Source organism: Paenibacillus sp. JNUCC 34, assembly GCF_058269055.1.
This window is the reverse complement of record NZ_CM177770.1, coordinates 2,037,054-2,062,553: the sequence shown is the minus strand read 5'-3', so window position 1 is coordinate 2,062,553 and position 25,500 is coordinate 2,037,054. Positions and strand designations below refer to the sequence as shown.

The following is a 25,500-nucleotide window of genomic DNA, read 5'->3' as shown; positions in this document are numbered from 1 at the left end:
CTATCCGATATATTTGTGGAGATTGCCCAAAATTCCACTAGCAAAATCCACAAGTGTAGTTAATATCCAAGGGCCAAACAGCAGCAGTGTGAGCAGGACGATAATAATTTTGGGTACAAAGGCAAGCGTTTGCTCTTGGATTTGCGTCGTTGCTTGAAAAATACTGATGACTAATCCCACGACCAGCGCGAGCACAAGCATCGGTGAACTTACTTTCAACACGGTATATACCGCTTGTCCTGCTAAACCGATAATAAACTCAGCACTCACGGCGAGTCCTCCTGTATTGAAATACTTGCCGCTACGGATTGAAGCTCATTAACATCGACTTCACAACCATATACCATCCGTCAACTAGAACGAACAGCAAAATTTTAAACGGCAGTGAGATCATGACGGGCGGCAGCATCATCATACCCATAGCCATTAAGACACTCGCTACAACGATATCTATGACTAAGAATGGTATAAAGATCATAAAGCCCATTTGAAAACCGGTCTTAAGTTCGCTAATAGCAAATGACGGCACTAACACCGTTAGCGGAATATCCTGATAGTTGTTCGGTTTTTCCGCTCCGGTGTATTTCATAAACAGCAGCAGATCTTTTTCCCGGGTGTGCGAGAACATAAATTCCTTCATGGGCTCTTGAGCTTTATCAAGCGCCTCCGTTTGAGTGAGCTCTCCCTTGAGATACGGTTGCAGCGCAACATCGTTCATGGTAGAGAAGGTCGGTGCCATAACAAACAGTGTTAAAAATAACGCCAATCCGACTAACACCTGATTCGGAGGTGTCTGTTGTGTGCCTAGAGATGTCCGTACGAAACCTAAAACGATAATAATCCGGGTAAAACTCGTCATCAGGACAAGAATTGCGGGAGCCAAGCTGAGTATCGTAATTAATAGAATTAGAGAAAGTGCACTCGTACTTGGCGTGTCCCCATTGTCCCCGATTTGTATATCGATGTTCGGTATCGGATCCGCCCAGGCCGAAGTGGCCAAGACCAGTCCCATCAGCATAATCACCGTGACAGTAATTGCGATCTTTTTATTCATGAATCTTTATGATCCTCCCGCAGCAATTCTTCCACCTTTTGTTTCCGATTGGGTACGCTGCGAAGCTTGGATTCGAATACCTCATGAAAAGATGATGTATCCTCAAGCTCGATATCCTCAGACGTCTGTTCCTTACGAAACCTGGCCGCAAGCTTACCAATGAACGGCGGCAGCGTTCCCGAATTCAAGCCTTGCTCCTGTTCGAACGAAGCCTGAATCAGAGCAACTTCAGCCGGATCGGAAATTTTGTCAATGAGCGAGACATCTTCACCAACACCGATCAGGTAGATACTGCCTCCCACCTCAACTAGCTGTATGGATTTGTTAGGGCCAACTCCAACCGCACCGAGTGTCCGGATGGAACGGCCCTGCATCCAACTCTGATTTTTCCGGCCCAAAAACCGGATCAGAAGTACAATGGCTGTAACGATAATGGCAAGCACGATAAAAACATATAAAAGTTGAAGATAATACCCCGACGTATCCGATCCTATTCCCTCTGAAGCTGCTATCATAAAAAGACTTCCTTTAGACGCCAAGCGTTTTATTTATAGCTTCGATAACACGATCCGATTGGAAAGGCTTCACGATAAAGTCCTTCGCTCCAGCTTGAATAGCGTCGATAACCATAGCTTGCTGTCCCATAGCGGAGCACATAATAACTTTTGCATTCGGATCAGCCTTTTTGATTTCCTTCAGAGCGGCAATTCCGTCCATTTCAGGCATCGTAATATCCATTGTAATCAGATCCGGACGCAGTTCTTTAAATTTCTCGATCGCCTGAGCTCCATCTTGAGCTTCTCCAACAACCTCAAATCCGTTTTTGGTCAAAATATCCCGGATCATCATTCTCATAAATGCAGCATCGTCCACGATCAGAATTCGGTTAGCCATTGATTAAAAATCCTCCCTAAATTTGTGCTATTGTAATTTTTGTATTCGGTCCCATTGACTTACGATATCCGTAACCCGAACGCCAAAGTTTTCGTCAATAACGACAACTTCACCTTTAGCGACAAGTTTGTGGTTCACAAGGATGTCTACCGGCTCACCGGCAAGCTTGTCCAGCTCAATGATCGATCCTTGAGATAATTCCAGGATATCCTTAATTTGCTTCTGGGTCCTTCCTAATTCTACGGTGACTTTAAGGGGAATGTCCATCAGTAAGTTCAGATTGTTTTCATCAACCTGTGTGTACGGTGCATTTTGCAGGTTAGCGAATTGCACAGGCTGTACATTTACATTACGATTTGGTATTCCACCATACTGCTGCGGTACCTGTGGATAAGGCATCTGCGGCTGCCCGTACGGCATTTGCGGTAATCCGGCTCCGCCCGGCATTCCTTGGTTATACCCATACCCCTGATCCTGCGGATATCCTTGCTGCGGAGGCATTTGCCCCATTGGCTCTTGCTGTTGCATCGGCGCCTGCTCTTGCGGAGGCATTTGCTGAGGTGCTGTCTCCTTTACCGGTTCTTCTATAGTAGTTGCAGGTTCATCAACAGCAGGCTCTTCTGTTCCGTTAATCAGCGTATTAACCATGTCCTTGGCAAACTCGATTGGAAGAAGCTGCATGATCGTTGAATCAATCAGATCACCAATGATGAGCCGGAACGATATTTTAATCAGCGTCTCATCAACAGGCAAGTTGTTTATCCCATCACCACTAGACATATTGAGAATATCGATCCCCGGAGGGGATATGTTTACAAACCTGTTGAAAATCGTAGACATACTCGTTGCAGATGAACCCATCATCTGATTCATCGCTTCCTGAACCGCACTAATATGTATCTCGTTCAGCTCTTCTTCCTGAGGATTTCCCTCTCCACCTAGCATCAGGTCTGCAATAACTTGGGCATCACGGGTCTTAATCACAAGTGAGTTAATCCCCTCAAATCCATCAACATAAGTGACGTGAACCGCCACATGAGGCTTGGGAAACTCTTCTTCAAACTGACTTCTAGAAATAATAGACACCTTTGGTGTTGTAATATCCACTTTCTTACCCAGCAACGTTGAAAGGGCCGTAGCCGCACTGCCAAACGTGATATTACCGATTTCACCTAATGCATCCTGCTCCAATGGTGTCAAAACATCATCAACGCTTACCACCGAAGGAGAGGAGGTTGATGCCATTTCAGTCTGCTTTAAGAGGGCATCAATTTCTTCCTGGGATAAATAATCTTTACTCGTCAAGTTCTTCAGCTCCTTCGCTGATGATTTCGTCGATCTGTACGGCGACCCGGTCCTTCAACGTACCTGGGCTACCTATATATTTCAGCTTATCCCCCAATTTAATGGCCAGGCCATCATGAACGGGTTTATTCAGGGAAATAACATCGCCGACACTCAACCCTAAAAATTCAGAGACCGTAAGCTTGGACTCCCCAAGCTCCGCTATGATCGGCAATTTTGCTTTGCTTACCCGCTGCTTTAATGCATTCACCTCTTCAGGCACCCGAGTCTTCTTCTCGGAAATAAACCATTGATGAGCAGACAGCTTCGACATGATTGGCTCCAGGACAACATGAGGAATACACAGATTAATCATTCCGGTAGTGTCGCCGATCTTGGTGCTTAGCGATATAAGAGCAATGGTCTCGTTCGGCGATACGATTTGCATAAACTGTGGATTCGTCTCAAGCGCCTCCAGACGAGGCGAAATATCCAACACCGTTTTCCAAGCTTCCTGCAAGCTTTCAAAAGCTCTGCTAAAGATCCGCTCTATAATAATCGTCTCAATTTCGGTTAGTGCATTAATTTTTGTCGGAGCATTCCCCGTACCGCCGAGAAGGCGATCTAGCATGGCATAAGCGATATTCGGATGAACCTCAAGCACCATACGTCCAACAAGCGGCTCTGCTTCAAAAATATTGAGGACCGTCATTTTGGGGATTGAGCGGATAAACTCATCATAAGGCAGCTGCTCAACCTGAACGACACTAATTTGTACAAAAGTGCGTAGCTGAGCCGAAAAATAGGTCGTTAAATAACGCGCAAAATTTTCATGTATTCGAGTCAAGCTGCGGATATGATCCTTGGAAAAACGCACCGCTCTCTTAAAGTCATAAGAGCGGATTCTTTTCTGGGTTTCTTCCTTTTTCAGTTCTTCTGCGTCCATTTCGCCGGAAGAGAGAGCGGCCAGCAAGGCATCAATCTCATTTTGCGATAAAACATCAACCATCATCTCACCCCCCTACGTAATCCAAGTTCCCGCCTATAAAGGTGCAACTAACTTATTCGTAATTTCAATATGTATTAATTGTCCGTTAGGCAGTGTTTTGTTAATCTGATCTAACAGTCTTTCTGTAAATTGTTCCGTTGCTTTAGAATCCTTTAAATTCTCTGGCTTGGTGTCAGCCAGTGTCTTGATGATGATTGGTTTGACTTTAATTTCCTTGATTTTGTCAAAATCCTCTTTGGCCTTTTTGTTTCTAAGCTGAAAAGAAAAACTCATAACTGCAATATAATCAGGATCCGCCAGATTTGTCTTCACATCAATGATTTCTGCAGTCACTTCGACAATCTCATCGGCAGAAAGTACTGGCTCTGGGGCCGGCGCGGCAATCGCACCCGATTCGTCCTTGCCAAGCATTTTGTCCGATAGTAAAAATACCGCTAATACGATTAATGTAATGGAGAGCATTATCGTAACTAGCCAGGGAAGCATTTTTTTCATGAAGGTTCCTCCATCTGCTGCACTTTAATGGTAGCTTGATATACTCCGACTTCACGATGATACGTTTTGACAGATGCGATTACTTCCTTCGCTTTCTCCAAAACGATCAACCTTTTACCTGTAGTTAAAGTAATGTAAGTGTCAGGAGTCTCTTCAACCATTTCAATCAAAAGCGCATTTAGCCATATTTGCGAACCATTTAACCTCGTTACCGAAATCATTGAAAGCCTCCTTAATCATTGGGGAGGGCTAAGCCTCCCCTAGTCATTCGTTAACGTTACCGTTTCAAATTGACGACTTCCTGAAGTATTTCATCTGAGGTTGTAATAATTCGGGAGTTTGATTGGAATCCGCGCTGTGCCACGATCATCTCCGTAAACTCGCCTGTCAGATCTACGTTTGACATCTCAAGTTGTCCTGCGATGATCGCGCCTGTACCTGCCTCTACGCTGTTAGCCGGGAACCCTTCGATTTCGCCGTCTGCATCTTCGCCAAGCGCATTTGCAGTAACACGGTACAAGTTTCCGCCTATCTTCTCAAGACCTTCCGGATTCACAACTTTGGCAAGACCGATCTGAATCGGATCATCAGCGTCTCCACCTTGTGTCATGATCGATCCGTCCTGTCCAATAGAGAAGCCCGTTACATCCTCACCGAGAGTAATAATTTCGCCCTCAACATCAAGCACAAACAAGCCGTCGGAAGTGACCAGGTTGCGGTTGCCGTCAATATGAAAATCACCGGCTCTGGTCAGAAAAGGAACTTCTTGTTCTTCAGACATCTTAACCATAAAAAATCCGTCACCGTCGATTCGAAGATCTGTCGGTTTGTTTGTCGTTTGCGCACTGCCTGGTGTGTGAACCGTGTCAATAGAGCCCACTGTAGTACCCAAACCAATTTGCTTGGCATTCACTCCGCCTTGTGTATCCGAAGGAGATGTCGCACCGGAAACCGTCTGACTTAAAATGTCTTTAAACATGACACGACCAGCCTTAAAACCTACCGTATTAACGTTTGCGATGTTGTTACCGATTACGTCCAGCTTAGTCTGGAATCCTCTCATACCGGAAACGCCCGAATACATGGATCTTAACATTGATTTTCCTCCTTATGATTGAGCCGCGTCAGTCGATCGGCGGCCACTTGGCTTCCTTTACGGGCCAGCCAGTTGTTATGAAATAATGACGGCGCTATCGATTTGCGTAAACACATTATCTCTCATCGCCTGATCATCCATTGCGGTTACGACAGTCCGGTTAGGTACATTTACGATTAAAGCCATATTCTTCATTAATATCAGTGATTCTTTACTTCCTTTGGCTGCCGCTTTCTCAATAGCCGAGTGAATTTGAGTGAGCTGATCACCCTTAATCTCAATTCCTCGCTGTTCCAGTCGTTTGGCAGCATGGTTACTAAATTTAAGAAGATTCTCTTCCAAAAACTCCTTAAACTTACCCGGCTGCGCATTGGAAGGCGTTATCGAACTGTTACGATCCCGCTGAAGGGCCGTAGGATGTATATTTCCAGGATAAAGCTGTCCAATGGTCATTCGATCACTCATGGTGTTGCCCCCTCGCTCTCTCCACCGCTTTGCTGAGAAGGCTCTGAAGATTCTGCCGGAGCATCCGGTTCTGTTGAAGGAACTTCTGGTTCTATTTCAGGAGTTTCTTCGGTTTCCGGATTTTCCGTGATTGGACCTTCAGGTTCCGGCACATTATTTTCGATTTGCATAATGTAATCCAATGCCACTTCGTCCTTGCCAATTTTGACATATTGTACTCCGTCACGAATAAGAACGGAATCGACAACTCCACTTTTCACCACGGTCTGCCCGCTATTGCCTTCTGCATATTCAATCCAGCTTACTTTCTTGCCGATCAAGCTTGATACGGTTCCGAGGGATTGCCTCATATCCGTTAATTGGGAAGAGATGTTCATCAACTGCTCCAGAGATGTGAACTGTGCCATCTGTGCAATGAATTCCTTATCTTCCATCGGTGAGAGTGGATCCTGATGCTTTAGCTGCGCAATAAGAATGCTTAAAAACTGATCTTTCCCCAGCGTTTGTCCATCGTCCGTGCCGGCCCTGCTCACATTTCCTTTAGAATAGCTGGGCCAGACATTGCGATTAACATAATCTACAGCCATTTCTATTTCACCTCCCTGCACCTATATTTTTGCAGTAAATGTGCCGCCGTTGCCCTGCTCCTCGTCTGCCTCCCGCTCAGCCAACCATTCATTCCATTCTTCGGTTATGGCTGCTGCTGCGATGGTGTCATCGGATGGTACATCCTTTTCTCTGGAGCGTCGGTTTGAATCCTGTTGACCAGATCCCGGTTGCCGCCCGTCCTGATAGAACTGGGATGATGATGACTGGCTGCTTTGTGTTACCTCCAGCTTCTCCACCTGAAGACCTTGACCTTGAAGTGCGGAGCGTAATTGTGCCATTTGCTGGTCCAACAGTTCCCTTGCATCGGAATTTCGAGTCAAAAACTGGGCGACCAATTGCCCGTTTTGCATGGTGATTTTAATATCTACCTGACCCAAATGTTCAGGATTCAATGATATTCTGGCCTCGGTAAAGCCTTGAAGTTTGACAAACTCCAGCTTGTTCACGACCAAGTTGGTCATTTCCTTAGCAAACTGTTCTACAGGTACCGGCTGCGCCATCGGTTTAACAGGTGCTGTAGTGCCTGATCGAAGTACCAACTGCCCCGCTGTGATCGTATTACTATCCGGTTCCGTCATTAAACTACTCTTGCCCTCAGATGATTCCTCGGTTAAAGTTCCTTCTTTCACTTGACCTGTCACTTTTACAGTGGTCTCCGATGCTTTCGCTGTTTCTGATGCCTGTTTTAAATTGACTGGGAGTTCCTTCTTATCCACAGTAACTGCTTCTTCGCCATCCACCTGGGTTATCACTGGGGATGTGCCTCGGGCCTGATCTTCAGAAGCTTCCTTGGTTGCTCCTTTTCCATTCGCATTCAGTAAAGCCTGAAAGGATTGTAGCAGCTGCACAAGCTGAGGCTTGGACTGTTCACCTGAAGGTAAGCTTTTCATCGTATCACTTAACTGCGTAAGAACATCCTGTACTGCAAAACGTACCGTTTCCGGATTCGAAGCTAGCGGCGATAGAGTCTGAACTTCACCTTCAGTATGCTGTTGCTGGTCTGCCGGTTGCCCCTGACCCTGTACCTCGTTAAGCATTGTTAACGCCTGCATCAACCAGACTTGAATTTCTTCTAGCAGCGAAGGGTCTTTTTTCAACGCCTCTTCAAGCTTCTCAAGATCTTTCAGAAGAAACATAAGAAGTAATCCAAGGTCAAGAGAGTTTTCCTGTTCAAGACTTGATGCTAGGGCATTCAATCCCTTAGAAGCTGCATTTTCACCCTCGGATGGAGCAGGCAAATCTTTCAGCATTTGAACAGATGCGTTTAACATGGAAGCTGCCATATCCTTGACTGGAACAGTAGGCGTTTCTGCATTCGACATTTGATGAACCAAAGTCTGTCCAAACGTATTTCCTTCCGCCTTCGTTCCTGTTGCCATTTTTCCGCTGTCCGCCGTCTTTCCTCCAGATGCTGCTGCGGCATTCTTCGATGTAGCCATGTTTTGAAAAATTAGCGTCATTGTTTTCTCACCTCCTTTCATATAGAAGAAACGTAACAGAAGTGATTATTTGGATCCCATCAGCCGGTTCAGAATTTTTGCTGCTTGTTCCGGGCTTTTGGTGGACATCGCACTTAAAATACGTGCTCGTGTTCCATCATCAACCGTATTTAGAATCGTGATAGTTTTAGATTGACTAATTTTGTAAGTTTGCAGCAGAAGATCGGCTGCTTTATCAGGTGCCATTTGGGAAAATGTTTTGCTCAACTGGGCTTTATCCAGATTGTCCGTCGTTTTTAACGGATCTTTGTCTTTCTTATCCCGGGATTTCTGGGCAGCGATAGCCAGATCTTCCGTCGACTTTGCTTCTTTGAGTATCATCGTAGCGTCAGCTGCTATTTTGGGATCCATCTTTTCCAATATGGCAACCCGTTTCGAACTTTTCATCTCACTAAGCATTAGCACCATTTCTTCTGTTGTCAGATTTTGCATGATTGGTGCCGCTTTGCTTGGGCTCATGTTGGCATACATCTTAGCCAAATCGCGTATTTGCTCAATGTAAGGATCTTCTACTGGTTCTTCGACAGCTGCTGCTGATTGATTTTGGATATCTTCGATCTGTGTCTCGAGCTGATTCACTTTGGTCTCCTCAGCTGTCTTCTGCTCTGACATTTCTTTCAAAGACTGCTCTTTCTCTTCCAGCTGTTTCTTTAATTCCTGGATCGTTGCCTCAACACTTTCTTCTTGATCCTTGATATCCTTCAGCTTTTGTTCTTCAGGTGATAGTTTCGGATCCGGTATCCAATCCTTAACAATCGGTATTTTGTTGGCAACATCCAATACTCCGTTCCGGACATTAACATTGAACAGTGTCAACAGAACTCCGACCATTACAATCGTAAAAATAATCGGTATTAAAAAAAGCAGTATCCGTTCAAATCCCCCGCTTGATTCCTCAGTATCTATCGGCATATCATCCTTACGTGCCACTCTCTATTCCTCCTTTGCGGGCATACCCAGCGGTAGATCAAGCTTAGCGGGCGTTGATGGCAAAGCGAACCGTCGCCATTTCGTCCAGCTCGTTTTGTTCCCGTAGGAGACTTTCTTGCCGGAACTTTTCTTTCGATTTATCTCTGGCCTTAAGCCACACCTTTTCATCCAGCATTTTTTCGGTCAAATGCTCTTGCTTCTTGTTCACGTTGACATGCGCTACCTGGATATCATCCTGTTTCTTCACGATGCATGACTCTAAATATTCCACATATATTCCAATATTCCGAATTTCGGCTACCGGCGCACAACGGCAGGCAGCTTCCTGCTGGGCTTCAAACATTTGCTCCCGCATTTCAAAAAGATCACTCAGACTTTTTTCTTCCGCTTGGAGCTTGCCGATCGCGGACGATAGCATCCATTCCGCTTGTGTCTTCTCATTGCTTTTTAAATCCACAATTTTCTGGAATGCGTAGTGAAATTTCATCTTTCAGTCGTCATCTCCTTGAAAATTCGGATATCAAGCGGTCCTGCACTTCGCTCAATGTCACTTTTTCGTTCACTTTCTGCTTCGTAAACTCCCAGATGCTCTGGATGTATTCTATCGATTCATCAATATCTGGATTTGAACCTCGCTGGTACGCACCAATGTTGATCAAATCCTCCGAATCTTTGTACACGGCCATTAATCTTTTTATGTTCTCTGCCGCTTCGATCTGTTCCTCAGGCGCAATGTCCTTCATCACCCGGCTAATACTTGCGAGGACATCGATTGCAGGAAAATGTCCCTTGTTGGCAATGCTTCGGTTAAGTACGATATGTCCATCCAATATCCCCCGCACCGCATCCGCGATAGGCTCGTTCATATCATCCCCATCTACCAATACGGTGTAAAAAGCAGTAATAGATCCTGTTGGGCCTGTTCCCGCTCTTTCGAGCAACTTCGGCAGATTAGCGAATACCGACGGTGTATACCCGCGCATCGCAGGCGGTTCTCCTACAGCCAGTCCGACTTCACGTTGCGCCATGGCGTACCGTGTTACTGAATCCATCATCAGCATCACGTTCAATCCACGATCCCGGAAATACTCGGCAATTGTCGTCGCAATCAATGCTCCCTTAATCCGAATGAGTGCCGGTTGGTCGGATGTTGCGACGATTACTACGGAACGCTGCAGTCCTTCCGGTCCCAGATCCCGTTCTATAAAATCCAGAACCTCTCTGCCCCGCTCACCGATCAAAGCAATCACGTTCACATCCGCTGAAGTGTTTCTTGCGATCATGCCCATGAGTGTACTTTTACCTACACCTGAGCCGGCGAAGATTCCTACACGCTGGCCTTTACCTATCGTCAGAAGTCCGTCTATCGCCCGGACACCGATACTTATTGGTTCCAGCACCCGCGGTCTGTTTAGTGGGTTTTGCGGTATGTTGTTTGTTGCGCTGTAAGGCATTCTAGCCGGTATGAGTGAACCGTCCAGTGGCTGGCCTAAACCATCCAGCACTTTTCCAAGTAGCTCCGAGCCTACCTGAACGCTAAGGGGCTTACCTGTTCCAACAACATCACATCCCGGTCCGATAGAGTGCAGTTCACCAAGAGGCATGAGCAGCACTTTATTGTCCCGGAACCCTACAACTTCTGCTTGAAGCGGTTTGGACTGTTTACTTGGATAGATATAACAAACCTCTCCGACGCTGGCGTCCGGCCCTTCCGATTCAACCATGAGGCCGATGACTTGTGTGACCTTACCGTTGATCCGAACGGGATCAATATGTTTTAAGTGATCTTTGTAACGGCCGCTGTCAAGCTTCTTCATCTTGATTTCTCCGTTCCTCATCATCGAGTGATATCCGCATCAGCTCTTTCTTGATTTCTGCGAGCTGAGTATCGATCCGCGCGTCTACGCTGCCGAATGAGGAACGAATTACACATCCCCTGTCATTAACCGTTGCATCCGGCAGTATTTGCAGTTCCGCCTGTGAATCCACAGCCATTGCCAATTCCTCTCGGGCAGCATGCACAAATGCGAAATGCGACGGAGAAACGCACAGTGATATAATCCCCTTCTCCCGTTTACGAGTCAGGTTCTTCCTGATAAGCTCCAGCATATAATCAGCTTCCACAGTTAGCTGCCGGTCGAGTACTTTCTCAGCAATTGCACAGCTTAGATCTACCAGAAACGGCTCCGCTTCCTGAATCAGCTCTTCCTTCGCCTCATAGGCTTGCTGAAGAAGTGTTCTTGCTTCTTCAGTCGTCTGTTCCATAATCTCTTTCATTTCCAACTCGGATTTTGCCGTGCCCTCATCGTATCCTTGTCTGAAGCCCTCAGCCTTCAACGCTTCTGCAAGATCCTCATCCTGGCTTCTCCGCTCTTCCCACCAAGCTGCGATTTGAGCCTGAGCATCAGCAATCAGCTTCTCGGCTTCCTCTGAAGCCTCCCGGATTTGCCGTTCCGCGAATTCCTGCGCATCCTTGAGCATTTCTCCCCTAATCTTTTCCGCTTCTATTATGGTCTGATGAACACCTGGTTCAGCAGGCTGTATTACTTCAGCGGCATCCTCTTCTTCGACAGCTGGTGCATAGTGGCGGGCCAAATCCAACTCTTTCAAGACATCCATCGGCATGTATTGGGACGATTTGATCAAGTTAGACAATAATGTCATCTCCTCCGCCGCGAGCGATAATCACTTCGCCAGCCTCCTCAAGTCTCCGGATCGTGCTTACGATACGCGTTTGAGCTTCCTCCACGTCACGCAGCCGTACCGGTCCCATGTATTCCATCTCTTCTCTGAATGTCTCGGCCATTCTTTTGGACATATTGCGGAAAATAACGTCCCTAACTTCCTCACTTGCCACTTTAAGAGCAAGCTGCAAATCTGCGTTATCAATATCACGGATAATCCGCTGAATGGAACGGTTGTCCACGTTAACGATGTCTTCAAAGACAAACATCCGTTTCTTAATTTCTTCAGCAAGCTCTGGATCCTGGATTTCCAGGGCATCCAAGATCGTACGTTCCGTACCACGGTCAACCCCGTTAAGGATTTGAACGATCGATTCGATGCCTCCGGCGCTGGTGTAATCCTGTGTAACCGTGGCTGAAAGTTTCTGCTCCAACACTCTTTCCACCTGTGAGATGACCTCAGGCGAGGTACTATCCATCACAGCCACACGGCGTGCAACTTCAGCCTGCTTTTCTTGTGGAAGCGAAGAGAGAATGGCTGCTGCTTGCTCGAACTGCAGGTAAGAAAGCACAAGCGCAATCGTTTGAGCATTTTCATTTTGGATAAAGTTTAATATCTGGCTTGGATCCGCCTTCCTTGCAAAATCGAATGGCCGTACTTGCAAAGTAGCGGTTAACCGGTTAATGACCTCCATAGCCTTTTGCTGGCCTAGGGCTTTCTCCAATATTTCTTTCGCGTAAGTAATACCACCCTGCGTTATATACTCCTGAGCCAGACAGATCTGATGGAATTCAGACATAATAAGTTCTTTTTCGCCGCTATCTACCTTGCGCACATTGGCTATTTCCAGCGTCAGTTGTTCTATCTCTTCTTCTCTTAAATGCTTGAATATTTGAGCAGACACTTCAGGTCCCAGCGTTATTAATAAAATCGCTGCTTTCTGGCGTCCACTTAACGTTTGGTTATTTCCTCTGGCCAATTGGTTCCACCCCTATTCCTCAGCTAGCCAAGTCCGAAGTAAATTAACGAATTCGTCTGGTTTCTTTTTCGCAAGCGTCTCAAGCTGCTTCCGAACTTGACTCTCATTCGTCACGCTCTCCAAATTAATGGACGGAAATTCTGTTGTTGGTGGAAGTGGGATATCCTCTTCCATCAGGTCCTGCTGCTGTTTCCGTCTACGTATAAAGAAGAATGCGCCCCCTGCCAGCAAGGCAAGTGCAGCGATTCCGATTCCCCACATGAGTGGCTGAGAAAGGAGTGTTTTCGTATTTTCTTCAGTTTTGGCATTAACTACCTGTGAAACGACCGAAACTTTTTTGGCCAATTCATCGTCTGTATATGTAACACCAGAATCAGCAACCGAAGCTCGAACAATATTGACCAAAATGTTCTCAATCGCACCTCTGGTAGCCTCGTCCAAATTACTTTGTCCAGCAGGTGGTTCAACAGAGACATTAATGGTTAAATCTTTGACAGTATATGGACTTGCTATAATGTCACGGGTAATTCGATTCACATCATAGTTAATGGTACTGGAACTTTCCTCCGATTGCGTCTCGCCATTGGCCGAATCACTTGGATATCCAGGCACCTCTTCTTCACCCGTACCTGCAACACCGCCAGAAGGACTGGATGTGCCCGAATAATTCTTTTGAATTTCCTGCACACTGATTTCTATGCCCTTCATTTCTTCTTCGTCGACAGGTTTCACAATATTTTCCTTGCTCTGAATCTGATCAAAGTTTAGCTTGGAAACGACAAGTACGTTCACCTTGTTCGGCCCCATGTATTGGGATAGAAACTGTTGAACATTTTGACGTACATCTTTATCAAACTGTTTCTGAAGCGCAAAGTTCTCTTCGACTTTACCGATCAGACCGCCTTGTCCACCTTTTGCCGTTGCCAGGAGTTCAACCTCATCATTGGTAATCGTGATGTTCTCAATTGGCAAGTTCGGCACAGAAGTTTTGACAAGGTTATAATAACTGTCAATAGCCTCCTGGTTAGGTTGGTAACCCGGTTTAAACTGAAGGACTACAGAGGCCGATGCTTTCTCCCTGTCTGCTGTTGTTGCAAACACACTCTCTTTTGGGAGGTTTAGCAGCACCGTTGCGTCTTTTATGCCGTTCATTTTTTGGAGCATACGCTCTACTTCACCATTCAAAGCATTTACATATTTAACTTCGAACTCATTGTCGGTCATACCTATGGCCGAAGCATTTTGTTCAAATGTCTCAAGTCCGATTGTCCCGTTCTGGATAATCCCTTGAGATCCGACATCAATCTGTACTCGTGTAGAATTTGTACTCGGTACCGAAATACTTGTTCCATCTGGACTGAGTCTATACGATATGCCTTGCGACTCCAGGTGATTAATAATTCCGGCCGCATCGCTTGAATTCAAATCCCTGAATGCAACTTCATATTCCGTTTTGGAAAACAGCATCGTCATCACAACAATCGCAATGAGTATGAATGAAACTGTGGAAATAAGCATAATTTTCTGTTTTTTACTAAATTGATTCCAATACTGGGAGAGCTTCTCCCGATATTGGGCTATTCGTTCGTTCACATTGTCACCCCATCCGAAACTTTGCTAGAAACTTTAGATTTGCGTGCGCATGATCTCTTGATAGGCTTCTACCACTTTGTTTCGGACCTGTGTTGTGAGCTGCACGCTCAGCAAAGCCTGTTGGGCTGATATCATCGCTTGATCCACGTTGACTTCACCTAGCATTAACTTATCTGTCATTACTTGTGATTTCTCTTCCAGAGCAGCTACCGATTGAAGAGCATCTTCAAGATAGGAGCCGAACTGGCCAATGGATTTTGAAGGAGTTGCTTCAACTTCAACCTTAGGAGTGCTTTGTACCTGCAAGGGCTGTATCGAACCGGTATTGAACATCGTATTCTGGATCATGAATATTCCCTCCATATCCCTCTATATGTATCTTTTTTCACTACTTACCAATCTCTAACGCCTTCATCACCATCGCTTTCGAAGCGTTCAATGCAGTCACATTCGCCTCATAAGATCTACTGGCGGAAATCATATCAATCATTTCTTTCGTAATATCCACATTCGGCATGTATACATAACCATCTGCATTAGCATCAGGATGATCCGGATTGTAAACAGGTTTCAAAGGAGATTGATCTTCCTTGATCGCTCCAACCTTCACACCCTGTCCGACTTCACGCCCGCCACCCATCTGTGATTGCAGCATACTTTCAAAGGAGTCTTTCAACGGCTCCATGACAACTACTTTTCGGCGGTATGGAGTAAACTCTCCGTTTTGGATGCTAGCTCGTGTCGTTTCCGCATGCGCAATGTTAGAAGAAATGACGTCCATTCTAAGCCGTTGTGCCGTTAAAGCCGAGGCACTGACACTAAAACTGTTACTGATATTCATCGAACACTATCTCCCCTCTATGGCAGTCCGCATGATTCGAATTTGCTCATTTACCGATTGAACATATGAGTTATATCGAAGCTGGTTTTCCGCAAGAAGAGACATCTCCCGCTCTACGTCGACATTATTCCCATTGTTATTCATGGCGCTTGAATCATCTGTTCTAACTGATATCTCTGGGATTTGGCTCGACGGTCCGATAATAAAGTGTTTCGGATCTGTCCTGTTTCCGGATAATGTCGATTTCACTCCGTTCATTTCCTCCTGCAAAAGACTCTCAAATGCTACATCCGACCTCTTAAAATAGGGGGTGTCCACATTTGCGATATTGTTGGCAAGTACTTGGTTTCTAAGATTTGCCGCATCCAGTCCGCTTTGCAGCCTTTGAAAGCTGCTGTTGCTTAATAAGTTCACCAGCCATACCCCTTCTCTTTAGACATTGCAGACACTTATTCAACACGACCAGTCTAAATCCTCTTTTTTTCGACATCTACAAATAATACATATGCCCTAACCTAGGTCTTAAGTAGAAAAAGACAACATGATGTCACATAAACTAAGTTTCGTGTAGATTGGGACTTTTTTCAATAAGAAAAAAGCCCTATCTTTTACCAAAAAGAAGGGCTTTTTGTTCATTTTTATTATCTTTTTTCCTAATATCTGCAAATATAGTTGGGTATTTTTGTTAATCGTCCCCGGAGCAGCCTAACTAACTAGGTCTATGTCTCGAGGTTGACTATGCTCTATCGGTCCCGAATTACTTTCCGAATTATGAAATCATTTCGACATTTTTTGGTCACTGGCTTCGACATTATAAGATATATTGACTCAAATCACGGTCTTGCGCGATATCAGAGAGCTTCTCTTTGACATACTGTGGCGTAATAACCATGCGTTCCAGTGTTAATTCAGGAGCCTCGAACGATAAGTCCTCCAAAAGCTTCTCCAAAATGGTATGCAATCTGCGCGCTCCGATATTTTCCGTGTTCTGGTTAACAGAAGCTGCGATTTGGGCAATTTCTCGAATGGCCTCAGGAGAAAACTCCACTTCAATGTCTTCTGTCCGAAGTAGATTTACATATTGTTTGGTCAAAGCGTTCTCAGGTTCTGTCAAAATAGACACAAAATCGTCAAGTGATAGGCTGCTCAGCTCAACCCTAATCGGGAATCGGCCCTGCAGCTCGGGAATGAGATCTGACGGCTTGGCAACGTGAAATGCCCCTGCGGCAATGAATAAGACGTAGTCCGTCTTCACAGACCCGTACTTCGTCATGATTGTCGAACCTTCAACGATAGGCAAAATATCACGCTGTACGCCCTCACGGGAGACGTCAGGACCCGATGCGCGCCCTTGACTTGCCACTTTATCAATTTCGTCAATGAAAATAATCCCAGACTGTTCGGCACGTCGTACCGACTCCTGGATCACATCATCCATATCGATTAATTTCGCGGCCTCTTCCTGGATCAGCACTTTACGCGCTTCCTTGATCGCAAGCTTACGCTTCTTGGTCCGCTTTGGCATGAGATTTCCGAACATCTCCTGCATATTCATTCCCATTTGATCATTGCCTTGACCGGCAAACATATCAAACATATTGGGTGCTGTATCTTCCACATCAATCTCAATCATATCTTCCTCAAGATTTCCGGACAGTAACTTAAATCTCACCTGTCTGCGCTTCTCCTTGATCGTACTGTCATTCTCGGCTGGTTCTTCCTGGACATCTTCTGAGCTATTGTTACCGCCGAACAGCATTTCAAACGGATTACGCTGACTCTTTGTCTTGTTAGCAGAGGGTACAAGAATCTGAACAATGCGTTCATTGGCCATTTCTTCAGCCTTATCCTTAACCTTCTCCGTCCGCTCTAGCTTAATCATGCGAATAGCCGTTTCCACTAGATCGCGAACCATGGATTCAACGTCGCGCCCAACATAACCCACTTCCGTAAATTTGGTAGCTTCGACCTTTACAAACGGTGCATTTACAAGTTTTGCGAGCCGTCTTGCAATTTCTGTCTTTCCTACACCTGTAGGACCGATCATCAAAATATTTTTCGGAACGATTTCATCACGTTCCACCTCAGACAGACGGCTCCTGCGATAACGGTTACGAAGCGCAACGGCTACCGATTTCTTTGCCTGCTTCTGTCCCACAATATATTTATCGAGTTCGGCTACAATTTGTCTTGGCGTCATTGTTTCGTTATTCATCGTCATTCCTCCACCCTGAATGGCTGTTCAAAAATCTTGAGATCACAACTCTTCTACGATGATATTCCCGTTAGTATAAACACATACCTCAGAAGCAATTTGCAGTGCTTCTCTTGCAATTTCTCTTGCTTCCATGTGGTTCGCATGCCTCTTTAATGCTCGCCCAGCAGACAACGCAAAATTGCCGCCTGACCCGATTGCTAGAACATCATCATCAGGCTCGATGATTTCGCCTCCACCGGAAATAAGCAGCATTCCTGTCTTGTCCATAACAATCATAAGCGCCTCGAGCTTGCGAAGCACTCGATCCTGACGCCAATCTTTGGCCAATTCTACGGCCGCGCGCTGCAGGTTACCGTGATGCTCCTCCAGCTTTGCTTCAAATTTCTCAAATAGTGTAATTGCATCCGCCACAGAACCGGCAAAACCGGCGACAACTTGTCCCCGGTATAGTCGGCGTACTTTTTTGGCGGTCTGCTTCATAACGACACTTTGCCCGAAGGTTACCTGTCCATCGCCTGCAATAGCGGCTTTACCGTTATGCCGGACTGCACAGATGGTCGTCGCGTGAAAAGTCATTTCCATGATGGCGGACCTCCTTAATACGGATTATTGGATGGTGTTTATATCATTTGAACTGATAAATCCGCGAACCTGATCCAGCGCCCGGTTAGCAAGCGCTTCATTCTTCTCTTTTTTCTTGCGAATGCGGGTTTCAAGACTAGGCAGAAGACCAAAATTCGCATTCATTGGTTGGAAATGTTCAGGGTCTGCATTCGTGATATAGTATGCCATACTTCCAATCGTGGTTTCCTGCGGAAATACCAACCCTTCTTGTCCCTTGGCTGCTCTTGCTGCATTAATACCTGCAATGAGTCCCGAGGCAGCTGACTCCACATAGCCTTCCACTCCGGTCATCTGGCCCGCTAAGTACAAATTAGGACGCGTCTTTACCTGATAAGTCGGTTCCAGAAGTTTTGGTGAGTTCACGAAAGTATTACGGTGCATCACACCATAGCGGACGATCTCCGCATTCTCAAGACCCGGTATCATTGACAACACACGCTTCTGCTCTCCCCATTTCAGATGGGTCTGGAATCCAACCAGGTTATACAACGTTCCCGCTGCATTATCCTGACGAAGCTGCACGACAGCGTAAGGCAGTTTTCCGGTATGTGGATTTACCAGACCAACAGGCTTCATCGGTCCGAACAATGCCGTCTGTTTTCCCCGCTTCATCATGACCTCAATCGGCATGCATCCTTCAAAGTATATTTCCTTTTCGAATTCTTTCAGCTGCGCTACCTCAGCGTTAATCAGCGCGTCATAAAACGCATCGAATTCTTCCTCGGTCATCGGACAGTTCAGATACGCTGCCTCACCCTTATCATACCGGGACGCCAGATATACCTTGCTCATATCAATGGAGTCCTTCTCAATGATTGGAGCCGCTGCATCGTAAAAATAAAAGTAGTCCTCACCCATCAAGCCCCGGATCTCTGCGGATAATGCCGGTGAAGTTAAAGGTCCCGTTGCAATAACAACGATTCCCTCTTCTGGTATATGCTGAATTTCTTCATTTACAACCTCGATTAATGGGTGATTATGAAGTGTATTCGTGATCTCTCCGGAAAAACCGTCACGATCTACAGCAAGGGCTCCCCCTGCCGGAACAGCATTCCGGTCAGCGGAACCGATGACGAGGGAATTCAGCATCCGCATTTCTTCCTTAAGTACACCAACTGCATTACTCATTCCGTTCGCACGGAGTGAGTTACTGCAGACGAGTTCGGCAAATTTATTCGTATGGTGAGCCGGTGTTTTTACGACTGGACGCATTTCATATAGTGTCACGGGTACTCCCCGGCTTGCGATCTGCCAAGCAGCCTCACTTCCTGCGAGTCCTGCACCGATGACGGTAACCCTTTGTATGTCTGTCAAGCTAATAACCCCCTGTATGCCTTACAAATCCTCGGTCTCGTCCTGCTCTTCAACCATTTCCGTATGGTCACATGCCGTGCATTGCAATTTGATGCCCTGCTTGCTCTTCTTCTCGACCATCAGACTGCTGCAATTCGGACATGGCTTGAGTGACGGCTTATCCCATGATACAAAATCACATTCCGGATAACGGTCACATCCATAAAAGACGCGTCCCTTCTTGCTACGCCGTTCAACCACATGCCCCTCTTTACATTTCGGACAAGTTACACCGATGTCTTTCACAATCGGCTTTGTATTCCTGCAATCCGGAAATCCAGAGCAAGCCAGAAACTTACCGAATCTGCCAAGCTTGTATACGAGGTGCTTGCCGCATTTTTCGCAAATCTCATCTGAGACCTCGTCCTCGATCTCAATTTCTTTCATCTCTTCTTCGGCAACTTCCAACCTTTTCTCGAAGGATTCATAGAACACGCCGAGAACCTTGACCCAGTCTTCAGAACCTTCTTCGACATGGTCAAGATCTTCTTCCATGTTAGCTGTAAATTCAACATTCAGAATTTCCGGGAAGAATTGTTCCATCTGTTCGATAATAAGTTCGCCAAGTTCGGTAGGTACGAACTTCTTCTCCTCGATCGCAACATAACCACGTTTTTGGATCGTTTCAAGTGTTGGAGCGTACGTACTAGGACGTCCAATACCGAGTTCCTCCAAGGTACGAACCAGACGCGCCTCTGTGTATCGCGGTGGCGGCTGTGTAAAGTGCTGCTTAGGCTCGATATCTTCTTTAGTCAGAACATCACCTGTATGCAGCTCAGGCAGAAACTTTTCCTCTTCTGTTGTACCATCGTCGTTCCCTTCTACATAAACCTTCATGAAGCCGGGAAAACGAACCTTCGAACCCGTTGCACGGAACACCGTTGGTCCAGCAGAAATATCTACGGAAAGTGTATCCAGTACAGCCGAAGCCATTTGACTTGCGACAAAACGTTCCCAAATCAATTTATAAAGACGAAGCTGATCCCTGCTCAAGAACGGTTTCATACTTTCCGGATCACGAAGGACAGAAGTTGGACGAATCGCTTCGTGCGCATCCTGGGCATTGGCTGCCTTTTTTGAATATTGTCTGGGGCTTTCCGGCACGAAATTCTCACCGTATTTACCCATAATAAACTCTTTACCTTCTTCCTGCGCAGTTGCCGAAATACGGGTAGAGTCAGTACGCATATACGTAATCAAACCAACTGTACCTTCTTTTCCGAGCTCTACACCTTCGTACAGTTGCTGAGCGACAGACATTGTCTTCGCAGCACGGAAACCAAGCTTACGTGCAGCCTCCTGCTGAAGTGAACTCGTCGTAAATGGAGCAGATGGATGACGCTGACGCTCTCTTTCCTTAACATCTCCGACTTCAAACGGAGAATCTTTAATAAGAGAAAGAATTTCGTTAACTTCCTGCTGATTGGTTAGTTCTTTCTTAGCTCCATTCAGCTGCAAAAACTTGGCATCGAACGCAGTGCCCTTCACAGCAAGCTTAGCTGTAATCGTCCAGTATTCTTCAGGAACGAAAGCACTGATTTCATTTTCGCGGTCCATAATAATCTTGACCGCAACGGATTGAACACGTCCGGCCGACAGTCCCTTTTTAACTTTCTTCCATAATAGAGGACTGATTTTGTACCCCACAAGACGATCCAGAATACGTCTTGCCTGCTGTGCGTTTACCAAGTCCATGTTAATTTTGCGGGGCGTTTTGAAGGCGTCTTTTACCGCCGTTTTCGTAATTTCATTAAATACAACCCGAAGGCTTTGAGATTCATCCAGCTCCAAAGCATGGGCTAAATGCCATGCGATGGCCTCCCCCTCACGATCGGGGTCAGCTGCCAGATACACTTTTTTCACCTTTTTGCTGGCATCTTTCAGTTCCTTCAAGACAGAACCTTTTCCGCGGATCGTAATGTATTTTGGATTGAAATCATTTTCGACCTCAACCCCGATTTGGCTTTTCGGCAAATCGCGTATGTGACCCATCGAAGCTTTTACGATATATTTACTGCCGAGATATTTGCCAATCGTCTTCGCCTTGGCCGGCGACTCTACGATGACGAGTGAATCCGCCACAGGTTCATCCTCCTCTCAAACATTCAACTTACAATTAAATCAGCTTATATATTGCACCGGGTAATTGGGTTATCTGCTTTTTTATGATTAAAGATAACAGAACTGAATGCAAATGTCCAAAATCCCATCGGGACCGCTCCAATAGTTCATCCAGCGTCCCGGGCCCCTGTTGCAACATATGGTATATTTCCATTTCATCATTTGTCAACCCACTAATATCGTAATCCCTGGACGAAGATCCCCGCTGCTCCTTGAAAGATGCGCTTTGTTCCGCGCTTGGCAACCATGATCCATACTCCTCCAGAACATCTTGAGCGCAGGTGACCAACTTGGCACCCTGTTTGATTAAATCCAGTGTTCCTCTGCTTTTGGGAGAAGTGACAGGACCGGGAACGGCAAAGACATCTCTCCCTGCCTCCAAAGCAGCATCCGCAGTTATCAAAGATCCGCTTCTGGCGTCCGCCTCAACGACCAACGTTCCGAGTGTCATTCCGGCGATGATGCGATTTCGCTGTGGAAAAAAGCCAGGAAGTGCCTTTGTCCCTGGTGGATACTCAGATAGGACGAGACCTTTTACAGAAATCTCTTCATATAAAGAGCGGTTCTCCGGTGGATAGATAACATCAATTCCTGCTCCAAGAACAGCGATTGTGTTACCTCCACATTTTAAAGCTGTCTCATGAATAACACTGTCAATGCCTCTAGCCATACCACTTACGACGGTCAGTCCGGACCTGGTTAATTCTTCAGTCAAAATCGATCCAACCTTCCGTCCGTAGGCTGTTGGTACTCGTGTCCCTACCATGGCGATTCCCGGTTCAGTCAACAAATGAACATTACCGAGCAGATATAAAACCCAAGGTGCCTGCGGAGATGACTTTAACATGTCAGGGTATCCTTCATCAAGTTTAGTTATAATCTGACATGAGTTTAGAGTCAAATTTCGGCATTTTTCTTCTACAGAATAATCAAGGGTGTCTGATAATCTGCGGGCCGTTTCGACAGAAACTCCACAGGCTATCCAATCTTTTTCTCTAAAATCCGTCATATGCTTACCGAAAATACCATTCACCATGAAGCGTTGAATTGTCTTCCAGCCTACTCCCTCTGTCTCGTGAAGGGCGATTAATAACGCACGTTCAATCAATTGCTTCATTATATAACCTCCAAGGCATAATCTAAAGAAAAACACAAAAAGCAACCCTTCATTTCCTTTAAGGAAATAAAAGGTTGCTTACCTACAGCGTTATATTACTTCATCTTGCTTAGTGTGTTGTGCACAGGTTAAGAATACCCTTTTCCTCAAGCACACTCACAAGTGTTGAACCCATCTCGGATGGTGTTGGAGCTACTTTAATTCCGCAAGCTTCAAGGACAGCTATCTTTTCCTTAGCTGTTCCTTTACCACCGGAAATGATAGCACCCGCATGTCCCATACGTTTTCCTGGAGGAGCTGTAGCACCACCGATAAAGCCAACAACAGGCTTAGTCATGTTCGCAGCTATCCATTCAGCCGCTTCCTCTTCCGCTGTACCACCGATCTCACCAATCATGATGACAGCATGGGTCTGAGGATCTTCATTGAAAAGTTTAAGAATATCAATGAACTCAGAACCTTTAACAGGGTCGCCCCCGATACCCACTGCAGCGGATTGTCCAATACCACGTGTTGTCAGTTGATGAACCGCTTCATACGTAAGGGTTCCGCTTCGGGATACAACGCCCACATGTCCTGGCATATGAATGTAACCCGGCATGATACCGATTTTGCATTCACCTGGTGTAATAACGCCCGGACAGTTAGGTCCGATCAGACGGGACTTTTTGCCTTCCATATAACGGGCAACTTTGACCATATCCAGTACTGGAATACCTTCTGTGATACAGATAACAAGTTCCATTTCCGCGTCAACTGCTTCCATGATGGAGTCAGCTGCAAATGCAGGGGGAACATAGATAACACTTGCAGTAGCACCGGTTTCCGCTTTGGCTTCTGCTACCGTATTAAATACCGGAAGACTGACAGTTTCGCCATTCTCCAGCGTAATATCCACTTGGGTGCCACCTTTGCCCGGAGAAGTTCCTCCGACCATTTGTGTACCGTAATCGAGTGCACCTTTCGCATGAAAGAGGGCAGTTTTACCTGTAATCCCCTGTGTAATGACTTTTGTGTTTTTATCGACCAAAATACTCACGATTGATTCACATCCCTATTGTTATTTGAAAATGAAAGCAACCGCACGGCTGGACTTACCGTCCTACGTGCCATGCCCCTTCAGGAATGAATATTACTGAACGAGTGAAACGATCTTCTGTGCTCCATCAGCCATGGAATCAGCAGGAACGATATTCAGTCCGGATTCAGCCAAGATTTGTTTACCCAAATCAACGTTTGTACCTTCCAGACGAACGACCAGCGGACGAGTAAGTCCGAGCTGTTTCGCCGCTTCCACAACACCGGATGCAATGACATCACAGCGCATAATTCCACCGAAAATGTTCACGAAAATACCTTTAACCTGCGGATCGGACAAAATAATCTTGAATGCTTCTGTTACTTTCTCCGTTGTGGCGCCGCCCCCTACATCAAGGAAGTTAGCCGGGTCCCCGCCATAGTATTTAATAATGTCCATTGTAGCCATGGCAAGGCCTGCGCCGTTTACCATGCAGCCGATATTTCCATCTAATGCTATGTAACTCAAATCATATTTTGAAGCTTCAATTTCCTTCTCGTCTTCTTCTTCCAAATCACGCAGCTCTTGAATGTCCTTATGACGATACAGCGCATTGGAATCGAAGTTCAGCTTAGCATCCAGAGCCATAACGTTGCCGTCACCAGTTACAACCAACGGATTGATCTCGGCAATCGAGCAGTCTTTTTCGACAAAAGCGGTATACAATGCGATCATGAATTGTGCAGCCTTGCCGACCAGTTCTTTAGGAATATTGATAGCGTATGCCAGCTTGCGGGCTTGGAACATCTGCATCCCAACAGCTGGATCAATGACTTCCTTGAAAATTTTCTCAGGAGTTGCTTCTGCAACCTCTTCGATTTCTGTGCCGCCTTCTTCCGAAGCCATCATAACGACACGTCCGGTCCCCCGGTCAACAACAACACCGATATAATACTCCTTGTGAATATCGCAGCCTTCTTCAATAAGCAAGCGCTTAACTTCTTTACCTTCAGGTCCGGTCTGATGTGTTACCAGTACCTTGCCTAAAATCTCCTCGGCATAAGCACGAACCTCATCGAGATTCTTGGCTACTTTAACGCCGCCAGCTTTACCGCGTCCGCCTGCATGGATTTGCGCTTTGACAACGGTTACGGGACTGCCAAGCGATTGTGCCGCCTCAACAGCTTCCTCTACCGTAAAAGCTACCTTGCTGTTAGGAACGACCACTCCATATTGCTTCAGTACTTGTTTTGCTTGATATTCATGGATATTCATTCTGGAATCCTCCTATCAACATGACTGGAACAAGGCCTTATAAACCTATATACAAACCCAAGCTATTGTAACATGTTTTTAAAACGCTTACCTTAAAAAGTTCACAACTTATCCACAGTTTTTTGATATGGATATGATTCCAACTAGAGAATGTTTGGAAACTTTTGTAAGAAAAGGTGCTGATTTAACGATATTTCAGTACTCTCTTAGTGTCATTTCCTAAAACTTTTAATAATGATCTTGGTTATAAAAATCCCTATGGCGATGACTATGATTCCTGCAATTAATGTTATCACAATGTTTTCCCAAAGGATTGTCATCGTTTCCTCCCCAATTTCTCA

28 protein-coding genes are annotated in these 25,500 nt (G+C 45.8%); all 28 read right to left on the bottom strand.

The window, feature by feature from the left end; all coding sequences use genetic code 11:
- A complete protein-coding gene (gene fliQ, locus AC2TF5_RS09730) occupies positions 1-270 on the bottom strand; it encodes a flagellar biosynthesis protein FliQ (protein ID WP_491301970.1) in 270 nt (89 codons plus the stop codon).
- Between the two features lie 31 nt (positions 271-301).
- Positions 302-1,054: a flagellar type III secretion system pore protein FliP gene (gene fliP / locus AC2TF5_RS09725; protein ID WP_491301969.1), complete on the bottom strand. Its 753-nt coding sequence runs from the start codon at positions 1,052-1,054 to the stop codon at positions 302-304.
- Complete coding sequence (locus tag AC2TF5_RS09720) at positions 1,051-1,569, bottom strand: FliO/MopB family protein (protein WP_491301968.1); 519 nt, start codon at positions 1,567-1,569, stop codon at positions 1,051-1,053. The genes fliP and AC2TF5_RS09720 overlap by 4 nt, the downstream gene beginning before the upstream one ends.
- 13 nt (positions 1,570-1,582) lie before the next feature.
- Positions 1,583-1,948, bottom strand: a complete 366-nt coding sequence (locus tag AC2TF5_RS09715; RefSeq protein ID WP_491301967.1) for a response regulator — start codon at positions 1,946-1,948, stop codon at positions 1,583-1,585.
- A gap of 27 nt (positions 1,949-1,975) precedes the next feature.
- On the bottom strand, positions 1,976-3,253 hold the full coding sequence (fliY, locus tag AC2TF5_RS09710) for a flagellar motor switch phosphatase FliY (RefSeq protein WP_491301966.1): 1,278 nt from the start codon (positions 3,251-3,253) through the stop codon (positions 1,976-1,978).
- Positions 3,243-4,241 (bottom strand): flagellar motor switch protein FliM, encoded by a 999-nt coding sequence (gene fliM, locus AC2TF5_RS09705; protein ID WP_491302849.1) that lies wholly within the window; start codon positions 4,239-4,241, stop codon positions 3,243-3,245. The genes fliY and fliM overlap by 11 nt, the downstream gene beginning before the upstream one ends.
- Positions 4,242-4,274: 33 nt before the next feature.
- Entirely contained in the window at positions 4,275-4,736 is a 462-nt protein-coding gene (locus AC2TF5_RS09700; RefSeq protein WP_491301965.1) for a flagellar basal body-associated FliL family protein, read from the bottom strand.
- Complete coding sequence (locus tag AC2TF5_RS09695; RefSeq protein ID WP_491301964.1) at positions 4,733-4,957, bottom strand: flagellar FlbD family protein; 225 nt, start codon at positions 4,955-4,957, stop codon at positions 4,733-4,735. Before AC2TF5_RS09695 ends, AC2TF5_RS09700 begins: the two co-directional genes overlap by 4 nt.
- 56 nt (positions 4,958-5,013) lie before the next feature.
- On the bottom strand, positions 5,014-5,832 hold the full coding sequence (gene flgG, locus AC2TF5_RS09690) for a flagellar basal body rod protein FlgG (RefSeq protein ID WP_491301963.1): 819 nt from the start codon (positions 5,830-5,832) through the stop codon (positions 5,014-5,016).
- Positions 5,833-5,907: 75 nt separating this feature from the next.
- Entirely contained in the window at positions 5,908-6,297 is a 390-nt protein-coding gene (locus AC2TF5_RS09685; RefSeq protein WP_491301962.1) for a TIGR02530 family flagellar biosynthesis protein, read from the bottom strand.
- Positions 6,294-6,884, bottom strand: a complete 591-nt coding sequence (locus tag AC2TF5_RS09680) for a flagellar hook capping FlgD N-terminal domain-containing protein (RefSeq protein ID WP_491301961.1) — start codon at positions 6,882-6,884, stop codon at positions 6,294-6,296. The genes AC2TF5_RS09685 and AC2TF5_RS09680 overlap by 4 nt, the downstream gene beginning before the upstream one ends.
- 21 nt (positions 6,885-6,905) lie before the next feature.
- Positions 6,906-8,366, bottom strand: a complete 1,461-nt coding sequence (locus AC2TF5_RS09675; RefSeq protein WP_491301960.1) for a flagellar hook-length control protein FliK — start codon at positions 8,364-8,366, stop codon at positions 6,906-6,908.
- Between the two features lie 45 nt (positions 8,367-8,411).
- A complete protein-coding gene (locus AC2TF5_RS09670) occupies positions 8,412-9,335 on the bottom strand; it encodes a MotE family protein (RefSeq protein WP_491301959.1) in 924 nt (307 codons plus the stop codon).
- Between the two features lie 43 nt (positions 9,336-9,378).
- Positions 9,379-9,822, bottom strand: a complete 444-nt coding sequence (fliJ, locus tag AC2TF5_RS09665) for a flagellar export protein FliJ (RefSeq protein ID WP_491301958.1) — start codon at positions 9,820-9,822, stop codon at positions 9,379-9,381.
- A 10-nt stretch (positions 9,823-9,832) separates the two neighbouring features.
- On the bottom strand, positions 9,833-11,152 hold the full coding sequence (gene fliI / locus AC2TF5_RS09660; RefSeq protein WP_491301957.1) for a flagellar protein export ATPase FliI: 1,320 nt from the start codon (positions 11,150-11,152) through the stop codon (positions 9,833-9,835).
- Positions 11,139-11,990 (bottom strand): FliH/SctL family protein, encoded by an 852-nt coding sequence (locus AC2TF5_RS09655; protein ID WP_491301956.1) that lies wholly within the window; start codon positions 11,988-11,990, stop codon positions 11,139-11,141. Before AC2TF5_RS09655 ends, fliI begins: the two co-directional genes overlap by 14 nt.
- The gene (gene fliG / locus AC2TF5_RS09650; RefSeq protein WP_491301955.1) at positions 11,983-12,999 is read right to left on the bottom strand and encodes a flagellar motor switch protein FliG; all 1,017 of its coding nucleotides are present in this window, start codon (positions 12,997-12,999) and stop codon (positions 11,983-11,985) included. Before fliG ends, AC2TF5_RS09655 begins: the two co-directional genes overlap by 8 nt.
- A gap of 12 nt (positions 13,000-13,011) precedes the next feature.
- On the bottom strand, positions 13,012-14,592 hold the full coding sequence (fliF, locus tag AC2TF5_RS09645; protein WP_491301954.1) for a flagellar basal-body MS-ring/collar protein FliF: 1,581 nt from the start codon (positions 14,590-14,592) through the stop codon (positions 13,012-13,014).
- Between the two features lie 33 nt (positions 14,593-14,625).
- A complete protein-coding gene (gene fliE, locus AC2TF5_RS09640; RefSeq protein ID WP_491301953.1) occupies positions 14,626-14,940 on the bottom strand; it encodes a flagellar hook-basal body complex protein FliE in 315 nt (104 codons plus the stop codon).
- A 40-nt stretch (positions 14,941-14,980) separates the two neighbouring features.
- Positions 14,981-15,433, bottom strand: a complete 453-nt coding sequence (gene flgC, locus AC2TF5_RS09635; RefSeq protein ID WP_491301952.1) for a flagellar basal body rod protein FlgC — start codon at positions 15,431-15,433, stop codon at positions 14,981-14,983.
- 6 nt (positions 15,434-15,439) lie between these two features.
- Positions 15,440-15,847, bottom strand: coding sequence for a flagellar basal body rod protein FlgB (gene flgB / locus AC2TF5_RS09630; RefSeq protein WP_491301951.1), 408 nt, complete (start codon positions 15,845-15,847; stop codon positions 15,440-15,442).
- Between the two features lie 397 nt (positions 15,848-16,244).
- Entirely contained in the window at positions 16,245-17,648 is a 1,404-nt protein-coding gene (gene hslU, locus AC2TF5_RS09625) for an ATP-dependent protease ATPase subunit HslU (protein WP_491301950.1), read from the bottom strand.
- Positions 17,649-17,690: 42 nt separating this feature from the next.
- Positions 17,691-18,233, bottom strand: a complete 543-nt coding sequence (gene hslV / locus AC2TF5_RS09620) for an ATP-dependent protease subunit HslV (protein WP_491301949.1) — start codon at positions 18,231-18,233, stop codon at positions 17,691-17,693.
- A 24-nt stretch (positions 18,234-18,257) separates the two neighbouring features.
- On the bottom strand, positions 18,258-19,589 hold the full coding sequence (trmFO, locus tag AC2TF5_RS09615; RefSeq protein WP_491301948.1) for an FADH(2)-oxidizing methylenetetrahydrofolate--tRNA-(uracil(54)-C(5))-methyltransferase TrmFO: 1,332 nt from the start codon (positions 19,587-19,589) through the stop codon (positions 18,258-18,260).
- A gap of 21 nt (positions 19,590-19,610) precedes the next feature.
- Positions 19,611-21,710, bottom strand: coding sequence for a type I DNA topoisomerase (gene topA / locus AC2TF5_RS09610; RefSeq protein ID WP_491301947.1), 2,100 nt, complete (start codon positions 21,708-21,710; stop codon positions 19,611-19,613).
- 34 nt (positions 21,711-21,744) lie between these two features.
- Complete coding sequence (gene dprA / locus AC2TF5_RS09605) at positions 21,745-22,866, bottom strand: DNA-processing protein DprA (protein ID WP_491301946.1); 1,122 nt, start codon at positions 22,864-22,866, stop codon at positions 21,745-21,747.
- Positions 22,867-22,975: 109 nt separating this feature from the next.
- The gene (gene sucD, locus AC2TF5_RS09600; RefSeq protein WP_491301945.1) at positions 22,976-23,905 is read right to left on the bottom strand and encodes a succinate--CoA ligase subunit alpha; all 930 of its coding nucleotides are present in this window, start codon (positions 23,903-23,905) and stop codon (positions 22,976-22,978) included.
- A 93-nt stretch (positions 23,906-23,998) separates the two neighbouring features.
- Positions 23,999-25,159 carry an ADP-forming succinate--CoA ligase subunit beta gene (gene sucC, locus AC2TF5_RS09595; RefSeq protein WP_491301944.1) on the bottom strand — a complete coding sequence of 387 codons (1,161 nt, stop codon included), beginning with the start codon at positions 25,157-25,159 and terminating at the stop codon, positions 23,999-24,001.
- Between the last annotated feature and the right edge of the window lie 341 nt (positions 25,160-25,500).